At 69.7% G+C, this 15615-nt stretch carries 13 protein-coding genes and 1 pseudogene; 8 read left to right on the forward strand and 6 right to left on the reverse strand.

The features are described 5' to 3' along the window. Window positions 1-215: 215 nt before the first annotated feature. Entirely contained in the window at window positions 216-2144 is a 1929-nt protein-coding gene (asnB, locus tag QFW96_RS20495) for an asparagine synthase (glutamine-hydrolyzing) (protein WP_281457305.1), read from the forward strand. Window positions 2145-2209: 65 nt separating this feature from the next. Here asnB and QFW96_RS20500 read toward each other — a convergent pair. The 3 genes and pseudogenes from QFW96_RS20500 to QFW96_RS20510 form a co-directional block, all read right to left on the reverse strand. Then, window positions 2210-2728: pseudogene (locus tag QFW96_RS20500) on the reverse strand (M23 family metallopeptidase); the annotation flags it as partial. Window positions 2729-2796: 68 nt separating this feature from the next. Next, the gene (locus QFW96_RS20505) at window positions 2797-4353 is read right to left on the reverse strand and encodes a glycoside hydrolase family 13 protein (protein WP_281457306.1); all 1557 of its coding nucleotides are present in this window, start codon (window positions 4351-4353) and stop codon (window positions 2797-2799) included. A 90-nt stretch (window positions 4354-4443) separates the two neighbouring features. Beyond that, window positions 4444-5511 carry a LacI family DNA-binding transcriptional regulator gene (locus QFW96_RS20510; protein WP_281457307.1) on the reverse strand — a complete coding sequence of 356 codons (1068 nt, stop codon included), beginning with the start codon at window positions 5509-5511 and terminating at the stop codon, window positions 4444-4446. Between the two features lie 146 nt (window positions 5512-5657). Here QFW96_RS20510 and QFW96_RS20515 point away from each other — a divergent pair, with 146 nt between their 5' ends. From QFW96_RS20515 to mmuM, 4 genes are all read left to right on the forward strand, one after another. Then, window positions 5658-6887 carry an extracellular solute-binding protein gene (locus QFW96_RS20515; RefSeq protein ID WP_281457308.1) on the forward strand — a complete coding sequence of 410 codons (1230 nt, stop codon included), beginning with the start codon at window positions 5658-5660 and terminating at the stop codon, window positions 6885-6887. 2 nt (window positions 6888-6889) lie between these two features. Beyond that, a complete protein-coding gene (locus tag QFW96_RS20520; protein ID WP_281457309.1) occupies window positions 6890-7807 on the forward strand; it encodes a carbohydrate ABC transporter permease in 918 nt (305 codons plus the stop codon). Then, window positions 7807-8703, forward strand: a complete 897-nt coding sequence (locus QFW96_RS20525; RefSeq protein WP_281457310.1) for a sugar ABC transporter permease — start codon at window positions 7807-7809, stop codon at window positions 8701-8703. The genes QFW96_RS20520 and QFW96_RS20525 overlap by 1 nt, the downstream gene beginning before the upstream one ends. 125 nt (window positions 8704-8828) lie before the next feature. Next, the gene (gene mmuM / locus QFW96_RS20530; protein WP_281457311.1) at window positions 8829-9722 is read left to right on the forward strand and encodes a homocysteine S-methyltransferase; all 894 of its coding nucleotides are present in this window, start codon (window positions 8829-8831) and stop codon (window positions 9720-9722) included. 212 nt (window positions 9723-9934) lie between these two features. On the opposite strand, the gene QFW96_RS20535 is transcribed toward mmuM, so the two are convergent. Together QFW96_RS20535 and QFW96_RS20540 are read right to left on the reverse strand one after the other, a co-directional pair. Beyond that, complete coding sequence (locus QFW96_RS20535; protein ID WP_281457312.1) at window positions 9935-11383, reverse strand: alpha-amylase; 1449 nt, start codon at window positions 11381-11383, stop codon at window positions 9935-9937. Between the two features lie 180 nt (window positions 11384-11563). After that, the gene (locus QFW96_RS20540) at window positions 11564-12496 is read right to left on the reverse strand and encodes a carbohydrate kinase family protein (protein WP_281457353.1); all 933 of its coding nucleotides are present in this window, start codon (window positions 12494-12496) and stop codon (window positions 11564-11566) included. A 145-nt stretch (window positions 12497-12641) separates the two neighbouring features. Between QFW96_RS20540 and QFW96_RS20545 the strand changes: the two genes are divergently transcribed. Continuing rightward, window positions 12642-12857, forward strand: coding sequence for an RNA-binding S4 domain-containing protein (locus QFW96_RS20545; RefSeq protein WP_281457313.1), 216 nt, complete (start codon window positions 12642-12644; stop codon window positions 12855-12857). A 57-nt stretch (window positions 12858-12914) separates the two neighbouring features. Here the strand turns inward: QFW96_RS20545 and QFW96_RS20550 are convergent, their stop codons facing one another. Further along, the gene (locus tag QFW96_RS20550) at window positions 12915-13277 is read right to left on the reverse strand and encodes a HesB/IscA family protein (RefSeq protein WP_093416791.1); all 363 of its coding nucleotides are present in this window, start codon (window positions 13275-13277) and stop codon (window positions 12915-12917) included. Window positions 13278-13507: 230 nt separating this feature from the next. Between QFW96_RS20550 and QFW96_RS20555 the strand changes: the two genes are divergently transcribed. Both QFW96_RS20555 and QFW96_RS20560 read left to right on the forward strand, forming a co-directional pair. After that, window positions 13508-14146, forward strand: a complete 639-nt coding sequence (locus QFW96_RS20555; RefSeq protein WP_281457314.1) for a DUF3043 domain-containing protein — start codon at window positions 13508-13510, stop codon at window positions 14144-14146. 155 nt (window positions 14147-14301) lie between these two features. Beyond that, on the forward strand, window positions 14302-15441 hold the full coding sequence (locus QFW96_RS20560; protein ID WP_281457315.1) for a glycerol dehydrogenase: 1140 nt from the start codon (window positions 14302-14304) through the stop codon (window positions 15439-15441). Window positions 15442-15615: the final 174 nt, after the last annotated feature.

Here is a 15615-nt window from a genome sequence, read left to right on the forward strand (position 1 = left end):
AACTCACCGAAGCGGCTTGGGTTGGATCCTCGCTCGCCCGCAGGCGACCGCAGATCCGCCGCCGGAATCCTGGGCAGAGCCTAGCCCAGGTGTAGCCGCGATACTGCTCCGGGGGCGGAGATCACGCCCGCACCACGCGCGTGCAGCGCGCGGGCCGAGGTTCTGCATACTGGACGCAGCCTTTTCCCCCCGACTCGGAGAGGTGCACGAGACGCGTGTGCGGCCTGCTTGGACTCATCTGTCCCACCGAAGAAACTGCCGGTTACAGCGTGAACGCCGTGGCCAACGCGCTGCCGTGTCAACGCCACCGGGGACCGGACGAGAGCGACACCTGGCAGGGCGGTGAGGTCGTCCTCGGCTTCAACCGCCTGTCGATCATCGACCTGGAGCACTCCCACCAGCCGCTGACCTGGGGTCCGCCGGAGAACCCGCAGCGCTACACGATCACCTTCAACGGTGAGATCTACAACTACCTGGAGCTGCGCGCCGAGCTCATCGAGCAGTACGGCGCCCGCTTCGGCACCGACGGCGACACCGAGGTCATCGTCGCGGCCTACCACTACATGGGCCCGCACTCGGTCGGCCGGCTGCGCGGCATGTTCGCGTTCATGATCTGGGACAGCGAGCGCAAGGTGGTCTACGGCGCCCGCGACCCGTTCGGCATCAAGCCGCTGTTCTTCGCCACCGGCCCCGGCGGCACGGCCTTCGCCAGCGAGAAGAAGAGCCTGCTCAGCCTGGCGAACACGCTGAAGATCAGCGAGGAGCTCGACCACAAGGCGATGCAGCACTACTTCGTGCTGCAGTACGTGCCGGAGCCCGAGTCGCTGCACCGGCAGATCCGCAGGATCGAGTCGGGCACCTCGTTCACCGTCGCCCCCGGCGGCCAGGTGGTGACCGAGCGGTACTTCCAGCCGAACTTCCGGCCGCGCCCGGCCAACACCGACGCCGACGTCCGGCGGCTGCAGAACGAGATCGTCGATGTGATGCGCGACTCGGTCGCCAAGCACATGCGCGCCGACGTGACGGTCGGCTCGTTCCTGTCCGGCGGCATCGACTCCACGGCGATCGCGGCGCTGGCCAAGGAGCACAACCCGAACCTGATCACCTTCACCACCGGTTTCGAGCGGCAGGGCTACTCGGAGGTGGACGTGGCCGCCGAGTCGGCCGCGGCGATCGGCGTCAAGCACGTGGTCCGCACCGTCTCCGCGCAGGAGATGATGGACGCGCTGCCGCTGATCACCTGGTACCTCGACGACCCGGTGGCCGACCCGGCGCTGGTCCCGCTGTGGTTCATCGCCCGCGAGGCCCGCCAGCACGTGAAGGTGGTGCTCTCCGGCGAGGGCGCCGACGAGCTGTTCGGCGGCTACACGATCTACCGCGAGCCGCTGTCGCTGGCGCCGTTCGAGAAGGTGCCGGGGGCGCTGCGCAAGGCGATGGGCAAGGTCTCCACCCGGATCCCGGAGGGCGTGCGCGGCAAGGACCTGCTGCGGCGCGGTTCGCTGGACCTGGAGGAGCGCTACTACGGCAACGCGCGGATCTTCCGCGACGACCAGCTGCGCAACATCATGCGGGCCTTCGACCCGGGCGTCTCGCACAAGGACATCACCGGCGCTCCGTACTCCCTGTCGAAGAACTGGGACCCGGTGACCCGGATGCAGCACGTGGACCTGTTCACCTGGCTGCGCGGCGACATCCTGGTCAAGGCCGACAAGATGACGATGGCCAACTCGCTGGAGCTGCGGGTGCCGTTCCTGGACCCGGAGGTCTTCCGGGTGGCGAGCACGGTGCCGCTGGAGCAGAAGATCACCAGCGAGACCACCAAGTACGCGCTGCGCCAGGCCATGTACCAGGTCGTCCCGGCGCACGTGCTCAACCGGCGCAAGCTGGGCTTCCCGGTGCCGATCCGGCACTGGCTCAAGGACGAGATGCACGACTGGGCGCGCAACATCATCCAGCAGTCGCAGACCGATCACCTGCTGGACCGCCGCGCGATCCTGCAGCTGCTGGAGGAGCACCGCTCCGGAGTCCTCGACCACAGCCGCCGCCTGTGGGCCCTGCTGGTGTTCATGCTCTGGCACGCCATCTTCATCGAGGGCCGCCTCTCCCCCGAGGTCCCCGAGCCCCACTACCCCGTGCGCCTCTGACCCGAACGCACAACGGCCGGTCCACCCCACGGGAGGCGGACCGGCCGTTTTCACGTCCCGGGTCAGCAGTTGTTCTTGCTGGTGAACGGGGTGTGGTCGTAGTAGGGGACGGCTTCGCCGTTGAGGACGACCTTGCGGTCGGCGCCGTCGAGGATCTGCTCGTAGTGCAGGTGGGGGCCGGTCACGCCGCCGGTGGCGCCGGCCTCGCCGATCTTGCTGCCCGCCGAGACCTTCTCACCGACGGAGACTCCCTGGCTGGACAGGTGGGCGTAGCGGGTGCGCCAGCCGTTGCCGTGGTCGAGCTCGATCCAGCGGCCGTAGCTGGTGTCACCCTCGTTCTCCGACCTGGTCACCGTGCCGCCCGCCGAGGCGAGGACGGCCATGCCGGTGATGCCGTCGCGCTGGAAGTCGACCGAGTTGGCCGGGCTGTGCCCGCTGAACGTGGCGGCCGTGACCTCGACGCCGCACTTGAAGGGCACTTGGAAGTTCGGAGCCGCCGAGGCGGGCGCCTGGAAACCGACCACGGCGACGGCGGACAGCGCCGCCGCTGCCGCGGTCGTGCCTAATCGTCGCATCACGCGAATCACCTCCGTGTTGTTGGTGATTCACATGTGACCACGTTCAACTGGGCGGAAATAGACCCACACGTCGTTCACTTTTCCCGGTTTTCCAGCCAGACCGCGGTGTTCGGCGCCAGCTCACCGGTCCAGGCGGCGAGCCCGTCGCTGCTCATCAGGAGCTCACCGGGCAGGTCCAGCGCGACCGGTGCGTCGCCGAGGTTGGTGGCGCAGGTGAAGCCCGGTTCGCGGCGGAACGCCAGCACGCCGTCGGGGGCGTCCAGCCAGGTCAGCTCCCCGTCGCCCAGCGCGGGCAGCTCGCGGCGTCGCGCGAGGGCCGCGCGGTAGAGCCGCAGCACCGAGGCCGGGTCCGCGCCTTGGACCTCCACCGTCGAGTCCGCCCACTCCCCCGGCGCGGGCAGCCAGCTCCCGCCCGGGCCGAAGCCGAACGGGGGCCGCTCGCCGGACCAGGGCAGCGGGACCCGGCAGCCGTCGCGGCCGACGTCGGTGCCGCCGGAGCGGGTCCAGATCGGGTCCTGGCGGACCTCGTCGGGCAGCTCCAGAACCTCGGGCAGTCCCAGCTCCTCGCCCTGGTAGACGTAGACCGAGCCAGGCAGGGCGAAGCTGAGCAGCGCCGCCGCGCGGGCGCGGGCGAGACCCAGCTCGCCGCCGCCGTAGCGGGTCACCGGTCGCTGGACGTCGTGGTTGCCCAGCACCCACGTCGTGGTCGCGCCGACCTGCCCGGTGGTGGCCAGCGACTCGGTGATGACCTGCCGGAACTCCGCCGCCGACCAGGGTGCCTCCAGGAGCGCGAAGTTGAACGCCTGGTGCAGCTCGTCGGGCCGGACGTAGCGGGCCAGCCGTTCCTGGGTCGAGGCCCACGCCTCGGCGACGCCGATCCGGCCGCCCGAGTAGGAGTCGAGCAGCGCGCGCCAGTCGCGGTAGATCTCGTGCACCTCGTCCTGGTCGAAGTACGGCAGCTCACCGCGTCCCAGCAGCGAGATCTGCTCGTCCAGGCCGGTGTCGGGCAGGTCGGGATGCTTGATCATGCCGTGCGCGACGTCGATGCGGAACCCGTCGACGCCCCGGTCCAGCCAGAACTTGAGCACCTTGCGGAAGTCCGCGCGCACCTGCGCGTTCCGCCAGTTCAGGTCTGGTTGTTCGGGCGCGAACAGGTGCAGGTACCACTGGCCGTCGGGCAGCCGGGACCAGGCGGGGCCGCCGAAGACGGACTCCCAGTCGTTGGGCGGCCCGTCGCCGCGTCCGTCGCGGATCAGGTAGCGGTCGCGCTCGGCCGAACCCGGTTCGGCGGCCAGGGCTTCGGTGAACCACGGGTGCCGGTCGGAGGTGTGGTTGGGGACGATGTCGACGAGCACCCGCAGTCCCGCGTCGTGGGCCTGGGCGAGCAGGGCGTCGAGGTCGGCGAGGTCGCCGAACAGCGGGTCCACGCCGCAGTGGTCGGCGACGTCGTAACCACCGTCGGCCATCGGCGACGGGTAGAACGGGGTCAGCCAGATCGCGTCGACACCGAGGTCCACGAGGTGCGGCAACCGGTCCCGCACGCCGGCGAGATCGCCGACGCCGTCGCCGTCGGAATCGGCGAAGCTGCGCACGTAGATCTGGTACACCACGGCATCACGCCACCAAGCCATCGTGCTTCCCTCCTGGAGCGGGACAGTTTTAGCCATAATTGACCGGACAAAAGGGACTTCGATCATGGACAGTTCTGGCTAAAACTGTCCTCACAGCCCTCGGGTGGATTCCCGCACGATGAGGTTCGGGCGGAACAACCGGCTGAAGCTCGTCGAGCCGCGCTCGGCGCCGTCGGGGTCGAGCTGCCGCAACAGCTCGTCGACGGCCGCGGCGGCCATGTCGCGGATCGGCTGGGCCAGGGTCGTCAGGGCGGGCTGGCAGTGGGCGGCCATCGGGATGTCGTCGAACCCGACCACGGAGACGTCGTCCGGGGTGGCCAGGCCGCGCCGCTTGGCCTCCCCCATCGCCCCGAGCGCCATCACGTCCGACGAGCACAGCACCGCCGTGGGCTGCGAGGTCTCCAGCAACCGGGCCATCGCCTCCGCGCCGCCGTCGGCGGAGAACGCGCCGTGCGCGACGAGGTCGGCGACGGGCTCGACACCCGCCTCCTCCAGCGCGGCGGCCCAGCCCGCGCGCTTGAGCCGCGAGGGCAGCGCGCGCGACGGGCCGCTGACGAAGCCGATCCGCCGATGCCCCAGCTCCAGCAGGTGCCGGGTGGCGGTGTGCCCGGCCAGGTGCTCGTCGACGGTGATGTCCGGGACGTCCAGGCTCGGAGCGCCGCCGTTGACGAACACCATCCGGACGCCCTCGCGCCCCAGCTTCTCGTAGTAGCCGCGAGTGCGGCGCTCGTCGGTGTCCGGGTTCGCGATCTCCGGCGACACGAAGATCATCCCCTCCACGCCGCGAGCTTGGAGCATCTGCACGTACTCGCGCTCGCTCATCGCCGCCCGCGTGTTGCACAGCAGCGAGGCATAACCCGCTTGCGAGGCACGGCTTTCCAGCGCTTCGGCGAAGGCCGGGAACACGGGGTTGGACAGCTCGGGCACCAGCAGTCCGATGACCCCGGTGCGCCGCAGCGCCCCGACGCCGCGCGCGGTGTGCGGCAGCTGGTTGACCACGTCGAGCACGCGCTGCCGGGTCTCCTCGGCGATGCCGGACTTGCGGTTGAGCACGCGGCTCACCGTGGACACGCTCACCCCGGCCGCTTCCGCGATCTCGGCCAGACCCGCCAACGCCAGCCTCCCTCCACTGCCGATGTTGCTGACACGATCCTGCACGGTGCGGCAAGAATTTGCAATCATCTTCCGTTCCCGGTTGCCGCAATGCTGGCCATTTCTGCTCGAACATCTTGACGACGATCACATTCCGGGTATGCAATCTAACGCCAGGCGCTCGCAAAAATTTGCACACAGGAGGTCTGGACATGAGACCCAAGGCCACGGTCACCGCTGCCCTGGTCGCCACCCTCGCCCTGGCCGGGTGCGGCGGATCGACGGGCGACGCGAACGAAGTCGTGTACTGGGACACCAGCGGCTCCGCCGAGAGCGCGGTGTTCGGCGAGATCGCCCAGGAGTGCGGCCGCACCGGCGGCTACCGGGTGCGAGTCGAGACGGTGGCCTTCGACCAGGCCCTCAACAACTACAAGACCGCGGCCCAGGGCGGCCAGGGACCGGACGTGCTGCGCGCCGACGTCGGCTGGGTCGCCCAGCTCGCCCAGGCCGGGCTCGTCCAGGACCTCACCGGCACGCCGCTGGCCACCGACACCGCCGACTTCCTGCCCAACACGCTGGAATCGACGCGGTTCCAAGGCAAGACCTACGCCGTCCCGCAGGTCACCGACGCGCTCGCGCTGTTCTACAACAAGCGCAAGCTCGACGCCGCCGGCGTGGCTCCGCCGCAGAGCTGGGACGAGCTCAAGGCCATCGCGCCGAAGCTCGGCGGCGAGAACGCGCTGTTCCTCAACAACGACGAGTACTACGCGCTGCCGTTCATCTACACCCACGGCGGCGACCTGGTGAACCCCGACGCGCGGATGATCACCGTCAACTCCCCCGAGGCGGTGCGCGGCGTGCAGGTCGCCAAGGACCTGCTCGACGCCAAGGCCGCGCGCACCTCGCTGGACCAGCCCAACTCCTACACCAGCATGAAGACCGCCTTCACCACCGGCGAGACCGCGATGGTGATCGACGGGCCGTGGGCCGTCTCCGAGTTCACCGCCTCCCCCGAGTTCGCCGACCCCGCCAACCTCGGCATCGCCCCGGTTCCCGGCTCGGCGACCCCGTCGCCGGTCGGCGGGCACGACTACGTGATCCGGCAGGGCAGCGACGCCACCGAGGCCTCGCAGAAGTTCGTGTCCTGCATGAGCAGCAGCGCCAACCAGGCGAAGGTCGCCGCGGAGCTGGGTCTGCTGCCGACCCGCCGGTCCGCCTACGACGACCCGGCCGTGGCCGCGAACCCGATCGTCACCGCCTTCCGCCCGCTGGCCGCGACCACGCACTCGCGGGCGTGGCTCCCGCAGAACGCCGAACTCCTCGAACCGCTGCAGACCGCGTACGGCGACGTGCTCTCCGGACGCAAGCCGACCCAGGCCGCGCTCGACGAGCTCGCGCGGACCTACCAGTCCACGATCCTCACCGACTACGCGAAGCGCTGACCATGCGGAACCTCCTCGCCCGGTACTGGTTCGGCTACGCGATGGTGCTGCCGGTGGTCGCGGTCCTCGCGCTGCTGGTCGTGCTGCCGTTGCTGCAGGGCCTCTACTTCGGGTTCACCGACATCAACGACACCACCATCGCCAACCCCGTCCTGGACCGGGAGGCGCGGTACTCCTTCGTCGGCTGGGACAACTACCTCAACGTGCTGTCCGGTTCGGCGGCGTTCGGGTCGTTCTGGTCGACGCTGGTGCGCACCGTGATCTGGACGTTCGCGTGCGTGGTCTGCCACTACGGCATCGGGCTGGGCCTGGCGATGCTGCTCAACCGGCGGATGCGCGGGCGCGGGCTGTACCGGGTGCTGCTGATCCTGCCGTGGGCGGTGCCGGTGTTCATCAGCGCATTCGCCTGGCGCTACCTGCTCAACGCCGAGTACGGGCTGGTCAACTGGGCCCTGGAGGCGCTGGGGCTGCCCGGTCAGGTGTGGCTCGGGCAGTCGGACCTGGCGCTGGTGTCGGTGATCGTGGTCAACGTGTGGCTGGGCGTGCCGTTCATGATGGTGGCCCTGCTCGGCGGGCTGCAGGCCATCCCGTCGGACCTCTACGAGGCCGCGGAGATGGACGGCGCGACGCCCTGGCAGCGGTTCGTCCACGTGACGCTGCCGGGGCTGCGGCCGGTGTCGAGCAGCGTGGTGCTGCTCGGCGTGATCTGGACGTTCAACATGTTCCCGGTCATCTACCTGATCACCGGCAACAACCCGCACACCCGGATCCTGGTGACCTACGCCTTCGAGCGGTTCTTCTCCGGCGCCACCAGGGATTACGCGATCGCCTCCACCTACGGCGTGCTGATCCTGTCGGTGCTGCTGGTCTTCGCCGCGATCTACCGCCGCGCGATGGCGCGGCAAGGAGAGGTGTTGTGATGAGCATCGACGCGGCGTCCCTGCGGGCGTCCTCCGCCGCGGCCCGGCCTCGGGGCCGGGGAAGGCGTTCGACGTGGGCGAGCATCGGGTTGCACGGCGCGCTGGTCCTGGCGTCGCTGATCGCGGTGTTCCCGGTGTTCTGGGTCGTGGTGGTGTCGTTCAAGCCCGACGCCAAGGCCGTCGAGGCGACGCCGACGCTGTTCGCCGACTCCAGCCTGGACAACTACGCCGACGTGCTCAGCGGCGCGAAGGGCTCGTTCCTGGCGTGGTTCGGCAACTCGGTGCTCATCGCGGCGCTGACCACGGTGCTGGGCGTGCTGCTGGCGGCCAGCACCGCCTACGCGCTGAGCCGCTTCCGGTTCCCGGGCAGGCACTGGATGCTGCTGTCGTTCCTGGTCGTGCAGATGTTCCCGTTCGCGGTGCTGATCGTGCCGCTGTACAACGTCCTGCTCACCCTGGGGTTGCAGGGCAGCGCGCTCGGTCTGGTGCTGGTGTACTGCAGCACCGCGATCCCGTTCTGCACGTTCATGCTCAAGGGCTACTTCGACGGCATCCCGGCCGACATCGACGAGGCCGGCCGGGTCGACGGGCTCTCGCCGTGGGGCGTGTTCTGGCGTCTGGTGCTGCCGCTGGCCCGGCCTGGGCTGGCGGTGACCGGCTTCTACTCGTTCATCGTGGCCTGGAGCGAGGTCGCGTTCGCCTCGGCGTTCCTGTCCGCGGCCGACGAGTCGAAGACCCTCGCGGTCGGGTTGCAGGTGTTCGTGCAGCAGAACCGGGCCGAGTGGGGTCACCTCGCGGCGGCCTCGGTGCTGGTGGCGATCCCGGCGGTGATCGTGTTCTACGCCGTGCAGCGCTTCCTGGTCTCGGGTCTGGCGGCGGGCAGCGTGAAGGGCTGAGCGGCCCGGACTTCGCCGCGAAGTTCGAGTCCGGAACCTCCGCTTGGGATCTCGCGTGAAATTCGATTCTCCCACGCCGGGTTTCGGAGGGGTCGGCGTTGTGCGACACCACTACGCTGGACGGCATGGCGGAATTCAGGCTCGACCGGCCGTTGGTGCTCGACGGCGGGTTGGCCACGGAGCTGGAGGCGATGGGGCACGAGCTCGCCGACGCGCTGTGGTCGGCTCGCCTGCTGACCGATGCCCCTGAGGAGATCGTGGCCGCGCACGCCGCGTTCTACCGCGCGGGCGCCGACGTCGCCACCACCGCCAGCTATCAGGCGTCGTTCGAGGGGTTCGCCGAGCGCGGCCTGGACCGCGCCGGGGCGGAGCGGCTGATGCGGCGCAGCGTCGAGCTCGCGCGGCTGGCCGGTGAGGTGGAGCCGGGCGAGCGCCGGTGGGTCGCCGCCTCCGTCGGACCCTACGGCGCGACGCTGGCCGACGGTTCCGAGTACCGCGGCGACTACGGGCTGACCAAGCAGCAGCTGCGCGAGTTCCACCTGCCCCGCCTGGAGACGCTGGCGAGCGCCGCCCCGGACATCCTCGCGCTGGAGACCATCCCGGAGCTCTCCGAGGCCGAGGTCCTGGTCGAAGCCGTGGAGGGGCTGGGTGTCCCGGCGTGGCTGTCGTTCACCGTCGACGGCGTCCGCACCCGAGGTGGCCAGCCGCTCGCCGACGCGTTCGCGCTGGCCGAGTCGGACGCGGTCACCGCCATCGGCATCAACTGCTCAGCGCCCGAGGACGTCCTCCCGGCGCTCGAAACCGCCCGCGCCGCAACGGCGAAGCCCCTGGTCGCCTACCCCAACAGCGGCGAGGGCTGGGACGCCGAGCAGCACGCCTGGACCGGCGATGCCCGCCTGTCCCCGCAGCAGGCCCGCCGCTGGCGCGACGCCGGAGCCCTCCTCGTCGGAGGCTGCTGCCGAGTCCGCCCGGAAGACATCACCGCGGTGGCGGAAGCCCTCATGGACTCGGAGTCCTGACGAACTTCTCAACGACGGCGCAGTTCTCATGAAAACTTCCCCTCCCCCGAGGCCGAGAGGTTCACATGGAAACTGCGTCCTCCCAAGGATGAGAAGGTGCGACGGAGAACTCCGGACCTCAGTGGTGGGGAAGTTCTCATGAAAACTGTCATCCTCGATGGGTGGGGAGGTTTTCATGAAAACCTCCCCACCCGTCGAGGTGTCGGGCCCGGTCAGCCGAGCTTGGCTCCGGCGTGGAGGGCGACTCCGGAGTTCGGAGCGACGGTGGCGGTGAACTTGCCGTCGTCGCCGACGTCGATCGTCCGGCCGGTGCAGGCACCGTCGGCGAGCTCACCGGACATCACGTCGCAGTAGCTGCCCGCGGGCAACGAGGTCTGGTAGGTCTGCGACAGCTCGCCGCCCTCGCGGTTGATCACCACGAAGCCCTTGTCCTCGCGGCCGAAGGCGATCTGCCCGCCGCCGTTGTCCCACCAGTTGCTGAGACCGGTGCCGGCGACGGCGCCGTGGAACCCGGCCATCCCGGCGATCACCGGGTGCCGGTGCTCGCACACCCACGCCTGGTCGTCGCAGTTCGCGGGCTTGGTCGTGCCGTCGGTCTCCGCGGGCGGGCCCTGGTCGGAGTTGTCGAAGGCGTAACCGGAGATGAGCTGCGGCGTGCCGTACGGGTAGGCGAGCTCGAAGGCCACGCCCAGGTCGTAGGCCGCGCCGTCCTTGTAGGTCAGGGTCGGCGTGCTGCGCTGGGTGTCGTGGTTGTCGATGAACACGACGGCCTGCTCGCTGGGCAGGGTCATCGAACTGCCCAGGTCGGCCAGCTGCGCGAGCGAACCGTTCTTGAACGCGTCGCTGACCTTGCCGTGGTAGGCGAACTCGGTGACGTCACCGTTGCCGGTGTACTCCCCCGCCGTCGTGGTGGAGTCGGCGATGACCTCCTGGAACACGTAGGGCTTCTGCCCGGTCCCGGGAACGGCGTCGAGACCGCCGAAGATCGCGCCGACGTCCTCCGGAGGCATGTGCTTGACCCCGTCGACCCGGAAGCCCGACACGCCCAGGCTGATCAGGTCGTTGAGGTAGGCGGTCTCGCGCTGGCGGACGTAGTCGCTCTCGGTCTTGAGGTCGGAGAGACCGACGAGCTCGCAGTTGCGGACCTCCCACTTGTCCTCGTAGTTGGCGATGTCGCGGCGGCAGTCGTGGAAGTCCGCGTCCGAGTAGGTGCCCGGGTAGTCGTACTTGGTGAACTCCGACCCCGCGCTGCCCGGGTGGTCGCCGTCGGACCCGGCCATGTGGTTGACCACGGCGTCGGCGTAGATCTGCACGCCCGCGTCGTTGCAGGTCTTGACCATGTTGGCGAACTGCTCGCGGTTCCCGCGGCGGCTCTCGATCTGGTAGCTGACCGGCTGGTAGTCCTGGTACCAGGGGTGCCCGGCCTCGGGCAGCACGATGTGCTCCTGCGGCGGCGAGACCTGGACGGCGCCGTAGCCCTTCGGCCCGAGGAAGCCGGTGCACTCGTTGGCGATCGAGTCCCAGTTCCACTGGAACATCTGCACGATCGGTCCGGTCACGGGAGCGGTGGCCGGACCGGGGGCCGGGGCCTGGCCGAACGCGGCGGGCACCAGGGCGGTGCCGACCACGGCGGCGGCCAGCGCTATCGCCGGTAATCGCATGACCTTCTCCTTCGCGTCGTCGAGCGGTGAAGCGAACGCCTACGATCACATTTTCTTGCGCGAGTTAAGTCAATACGCCAACCGAACCGGCAATTTACCAGCAATAACACTTCGCAAATTCTTGCAATTCAATGCGAATCAACGGCCGCGCAGCAGCACCCGGACCGGGCCCGGTCGCGGTTACAGCGGCAGCACCGCCGCGATCTCGTCGGCCGCGTCCTGCCCGTACGCCTCGGCGAAGCGCTTGGCGGCCCGGCCGTGGTCGAGGGTCCACTCCTGGGTCCCGGTGACCTCCAGGACGTGCACCGCGATGAGCGAGCCCAGCTGCGCCGCCCGCTCCAGCGACAGGCCGCTCTGGACGGCGGCGAGGAACCCGGCGCGGAACCCGTCCCCGACGCCCGTCGGGTCGGCCCGCGCCACCTCCGGAACGGCGGGCACCTCAAGCCGCTGCCCGTCGCGGTCGACGATCTCGGCCCCGTCGGCGCCGAGCGTGGTGATGCGAACACCGACCTCGCCGCGCACGTCGTCCTCGTTCCAGCCGGTCTTCTGCAGCAGCAGGCCCCACTCGTAGTGGTTGGCGAACAGGTAGTCGGCGCCCGAGACCATCCGCCGGATCTCCTCGCCGCTGAGCCGCGCGAGCTGCTGCGACGGGTCGCTGGCGAAGCGGTAGCCGCGCTGCCTGCACTCGTCCGCGTGCCGCAGCATGGCCTTCGGGTCGTTCGGGCTGATCAGCACCAGGTCGATGTCGTGCTCGGCGACCACCGGCGCGAGCTCGATGTTGCGCGCCTCGGTCATCGCCCCGGCGTAGAAGGAGGCGATCTGGTTGAAGGCCTGGTCGGTGGTGCACACGAACCGCGCGGTGTGGGCGTACTCGGAGACGTGCACGCCGTCGCAGTTCACGCCGTGGCGCTCCAGCCACGACCGGTAGTCCGCGAAGTCCTCGCCCACGGCCCCCACCAGCACCGGGTCCCGGCCCAGCACGCCGAGCGCGAAGGCGATGTTGGCCGCGGCGCCACCGCGCCGCACCACGAGGTCGTCGACGAGGAAGCTCAACGAGACCTGCTGCAGGCTGTCGGAGACCAGCTGGTCGGTGAACCTGCCGGGGAAGTGCATCAGGTGGTCGCTGGCGATGCTGCCGGTCACTGCGACGGACACAGCGCGCCTCCATTTCACTACGGAAGGTGACGGAAGCGTCAACCGTAGCGCTCACGTCGAGGTCCGTCCCCGTTTCCACCCGGGCGCGGCAGACAATGGGGGCATGCGCGATGTGGAGATCTCCGACGACATGATCCGGCTGGGGCAGCTGCTGAAGCTGTCCGGGCTGGTCGAGCACGGCGCCGAGGCCAAGGACGTGCTGGAAGAAGGCCTGGTCAAGGTCAACGGCGCGGTGGAGACCCGCCGCGGCCGTCAGCTCGTCGACGGCGACGAGATCGTGCTCGACGACGAGATCGTCCGCGTCGTCAGCACGGCCTGAGCAGCATCGAGGCCGGCACCCGAGCGGGTGCCGGCCTCGATGCCGGAAAAGGCTCGATCAGTGGAACGAGTCACCGCAGGCGCACGAACCGCCCGCGTTGGGGTTGTCGATCGTGAAGCCCTGCTTCTCGATGGAGTCGACGAAGTCGATGACCGCGCCCTCCAGGTAGGGGGCGCTCATCCGGTCGACGACCACGCCGAGGCCCTCGAAGTCGCGGCGAGCGTCGCCGTCGAGGCTGCGCTCGTCGAAGAAGAGCTGGTAGCGCAGACCGGCGCAGCCACCCGGCTGGACGGCGATGCGCAGGTGCATGTCATCGCGACCCTCCTGGTCCAGCAGGGCCTTGGCCTTCTGGGCAGCAGAGTCGGTCAGCGTGACACCGTGAGCGGGCGCCTCGGTCTCAGTGGTGTTCGGGGCGGTCATGGACACTCCCTCGTGGTCTCGCTCTCCGATTCCGGCGTGACGTTCAACCACGTCCGGATCCGGGGTATTCCCGCGGGCGAACCCGGGGACGGTTTCGTCTCCTCCCTACATGGTGGCATAAGCCCGGGCCGATCAGGTGTGACGTGGTGAGCGCGGACGTACCGGACGGTCTCCTGCAAGCCGGCTGAGCCTCCTGCAAGACCGCTGGGCGCGTCACATAACCTGGGGGTGTGAGGTTCCTTCGCCGCAGCAGCGCAGAGCAGACCGCCAGCACGGACGCCGAGACCGAGGTCGAGCAGTCCGCGGAGGAGCGCGCGCAGAATCACACCCCCAAGAAGGGCAAGCCCACGCCCTCGCGGCGTGAGGCCGAGGGCAAGCGGCGCGGCCCGGTTCCGCCGCCCCCGATGACCCAGCGCGAAGCGGTCAAGCGCGCCCGGGGCAACAAGGAGGAGCGCCGCAAGGCCGCCACCGAGCGCCGCGAGCGCATGATGCAGGGCGACGACCGCTACCTCATGCCCCGCGACAAGGGCCCGGTGCGCGCTCACGTGCGCGACCTGGTGGACACCCGCAGGCACCTGATGGGCCTGTTCATGCCGCTGGTGCTGATCGTGTTCGCCACCACGCTGGCGCAGAACATGCTCATCCAGCAGTACGCGACGCTGTTCTGCCTGTTCCTGCTGATCATGATGGTGATCGAGGGTTCGCTGCTGGGCCGCTACGTCAACAAGCGGGTGCGGGCCAAGTTCCCGGACCACAAGGACCGGCCGTTCTCGCTGGGCTGGTACGCGTTCACCCGTGCGATGCAGATCCGCAAGCTGCGGGTTCCGCGCCCGCGCTACTCGCCCAAGGACATCGCCAAGATCAACTGATCTCGCGGCTCCACCGGCGCGCCCCGCTCGTGAGCGGGGCGCGTCTTCTTTCGCGCGGCCGTCTCAAGTTGAGACAGGCTCGGCCTGCTGCCGCCCGCTCACCGCTCCTACGCTCGGCCGATCTCATCCCCGGCAGCCCCGAAGGAGCGGCGACCATGACGATCCGCACGATGATCAGCCCGGCCCGGTACGTGCAGGGCGCGGGAGCGATCCACCAGCTCGGCAAGCACGTGGCGCAGATCGGTGCGAAGCCGCTGCTCGTCGCCGACGACGTGGTCTGGGGCTTCGTCGGCCACGACGTGGAGGCGTCGCTGTCCGCGGCGGGGCTGCCGGTCGTTCGCCGGGGCTTCGGCGGTGTGCCGAGCTCGAAGGAGGTGGACCGGCTGGTCGGCGAGATCACCTCGACGGGAGCCGACGTGGTGGTCGCGATCGGCGGCGGCAGCACGATCGACGCGGTGAAGGCCGCGGGTCACCTGGCCGGCGTCCGCTGGGCGAACGCACCCACGGTGGCCTCGACGGACGCCCCGTGCAGCGCCCTGTCGGTGATCTACACCGAGGACGGCGAGTTCGAGGCGTACCGGTTCTTCCCCCGCAACCCCGACCTGGTGCTGGTCGATTCGCAGATCGTCGCGAACGCCCCGGCGGAGTTCCTCGTCGCCGGTGTCGGCGACGCGCTGGCGACCTGGCTGGAGGCCCGCGCCACGTCCCGGTCGGGGTCGGCGACGATGGCGGGCGGCCTGCCCACGGTCACCGGCACCGCGCTGGCCCAGCTGAGCTGGGACGTCCTGTGGGAGAACTCGCTGCCGGCGATCGACGCGGTCCGCGACAACCAGGTGACCCCGGCGGTGGAGAAGGTCATCGAGGCCAACACGCTGCTGTCGGGCCTGGGCTTCGAGTCGGGCGGGCTGGCCGCTGCCCACGCGATCCACAACGGCTTGACCTCGGTCGCCGCCACCCACGGCCTCGCCCACGGCCAGAAGGTCAACCTGGGCTCGGTCGCCCAGCTGGTCCTGGAGGGCGCCGCCCCCGCCGAGCTGCGCGAGTTCATCGAGTTCACCACCGCCGTCGGCCTGCCCACCACCCTCACCGAGGTCGGCATCCGCCCCGACGACGCGGACACGATCCGAGCCGTGGCCACCGCAGCAGCAGCCGAGGGCGAAACCATCCACTCGATGCCCTTCGAGGTCACCCCCGACGACGTCGCAGCAGCCCTCACCTCGATCGACCGCCACGCCACCAGAATCCGCGAGAACGCCAACCTCCCCACCCCCAAGCCCCACACGGCCAACCACTGAACCCAAGGCCGGTCGGCACGACCAGTACCGACCGGCCCCACGGCTCGGCGCGATGCGGGGAAACCGACGCCGAGCCGGGCCTTTCACACCCGCGAGGCCTCAACGATGATCCGTCGACCCGCCCCTTGGTGACATGTTCCTGCTCGAATTTCGACCAGGAAACCCACCACCTCA

The sequence above is a fragment of the Saccharopolyspora ipomoeae genome, assembly GCF_029952525.1.
GTDB lineage: Bacteria > Actinomycetota > Actinomycetes > Mycobacteriales > Pseudonocardiaceae > Saccharopolyspora > Saccharopolyspora ipomoeae.

Bases quoted from the DNA above. Each gene is read 5' to 3' on its own strand.
- QFW96_RS20535 (WP_281457312.1), bottom strand. From the start codon at position 11,383: ATGCGATTACCGGCGATAGCGCTGGCCGCCGCCGTGGTCGGCACCGCC.
- QFW96_RS20505 (WP_281457306.1), bottom strand. From the start codon at position 4,353: ATGGCTTGGTGGCGTGATGCCGTGGTGTACCAGATCTACGTGCGCAGC.
- QFW96_RS20540 (WP_281457353.1), bottom strand. From the start codon at position 12,496: ATGCACTTCCCCGGCAGGTTCACCGACCAGCTGGTCTCCGACAGCCTG.
- QFW96_RS20515 (WP_281457308.1), top strand. From the start codon at position 5,658: ATGAGACCCAAGGCCACGGTCACCGCTGCCCTGGTCGCCACCCTCGCC.
- mmuM (WP_281457311.1), top strand. From the start codon at position 8,829: ATGGCGGAATTCAGGCTCGACCGGCCGTTGGTGCTCGACGGCGGGTTG.
- QFW96_RS20550 (WP_093416791.1), bottom strand. From the start codon at position 13,277: ATGACCGCCCCGAACACCACTGAGACCGAGGCGCCCGCTCACGGTGTC.
- QFW96_RS20545 (WP_281457313.1), top strand. From the start codon at position 12,642: ATGCGCGATGTGGAGATCTCCGACGACATGATCCGGCTGGGGCAGCTG.
- QFW96_RS20525 (WP_281457310.1), top strand. From the start codon at position 7,807: ATGAGCATCGACGCGGCGTCCCTGCGGGCGTCCTCCGCCGCGGCCCGG.
- QFW96_RS20520 (WP_281457309.1), top strand. From the start codon at position 6,890: ATGCGGAACCTCCTCGCCCGGTACTGGTTCGGCTACGCGATGGTGCTG.
- QFW96_RS20560 (WP_281457315.1), top strand. From the start codon at position 14,302: ATGACGATCCGCACGATGATCAGCCCGGCCCGGTACGTGCAGGGCGCG.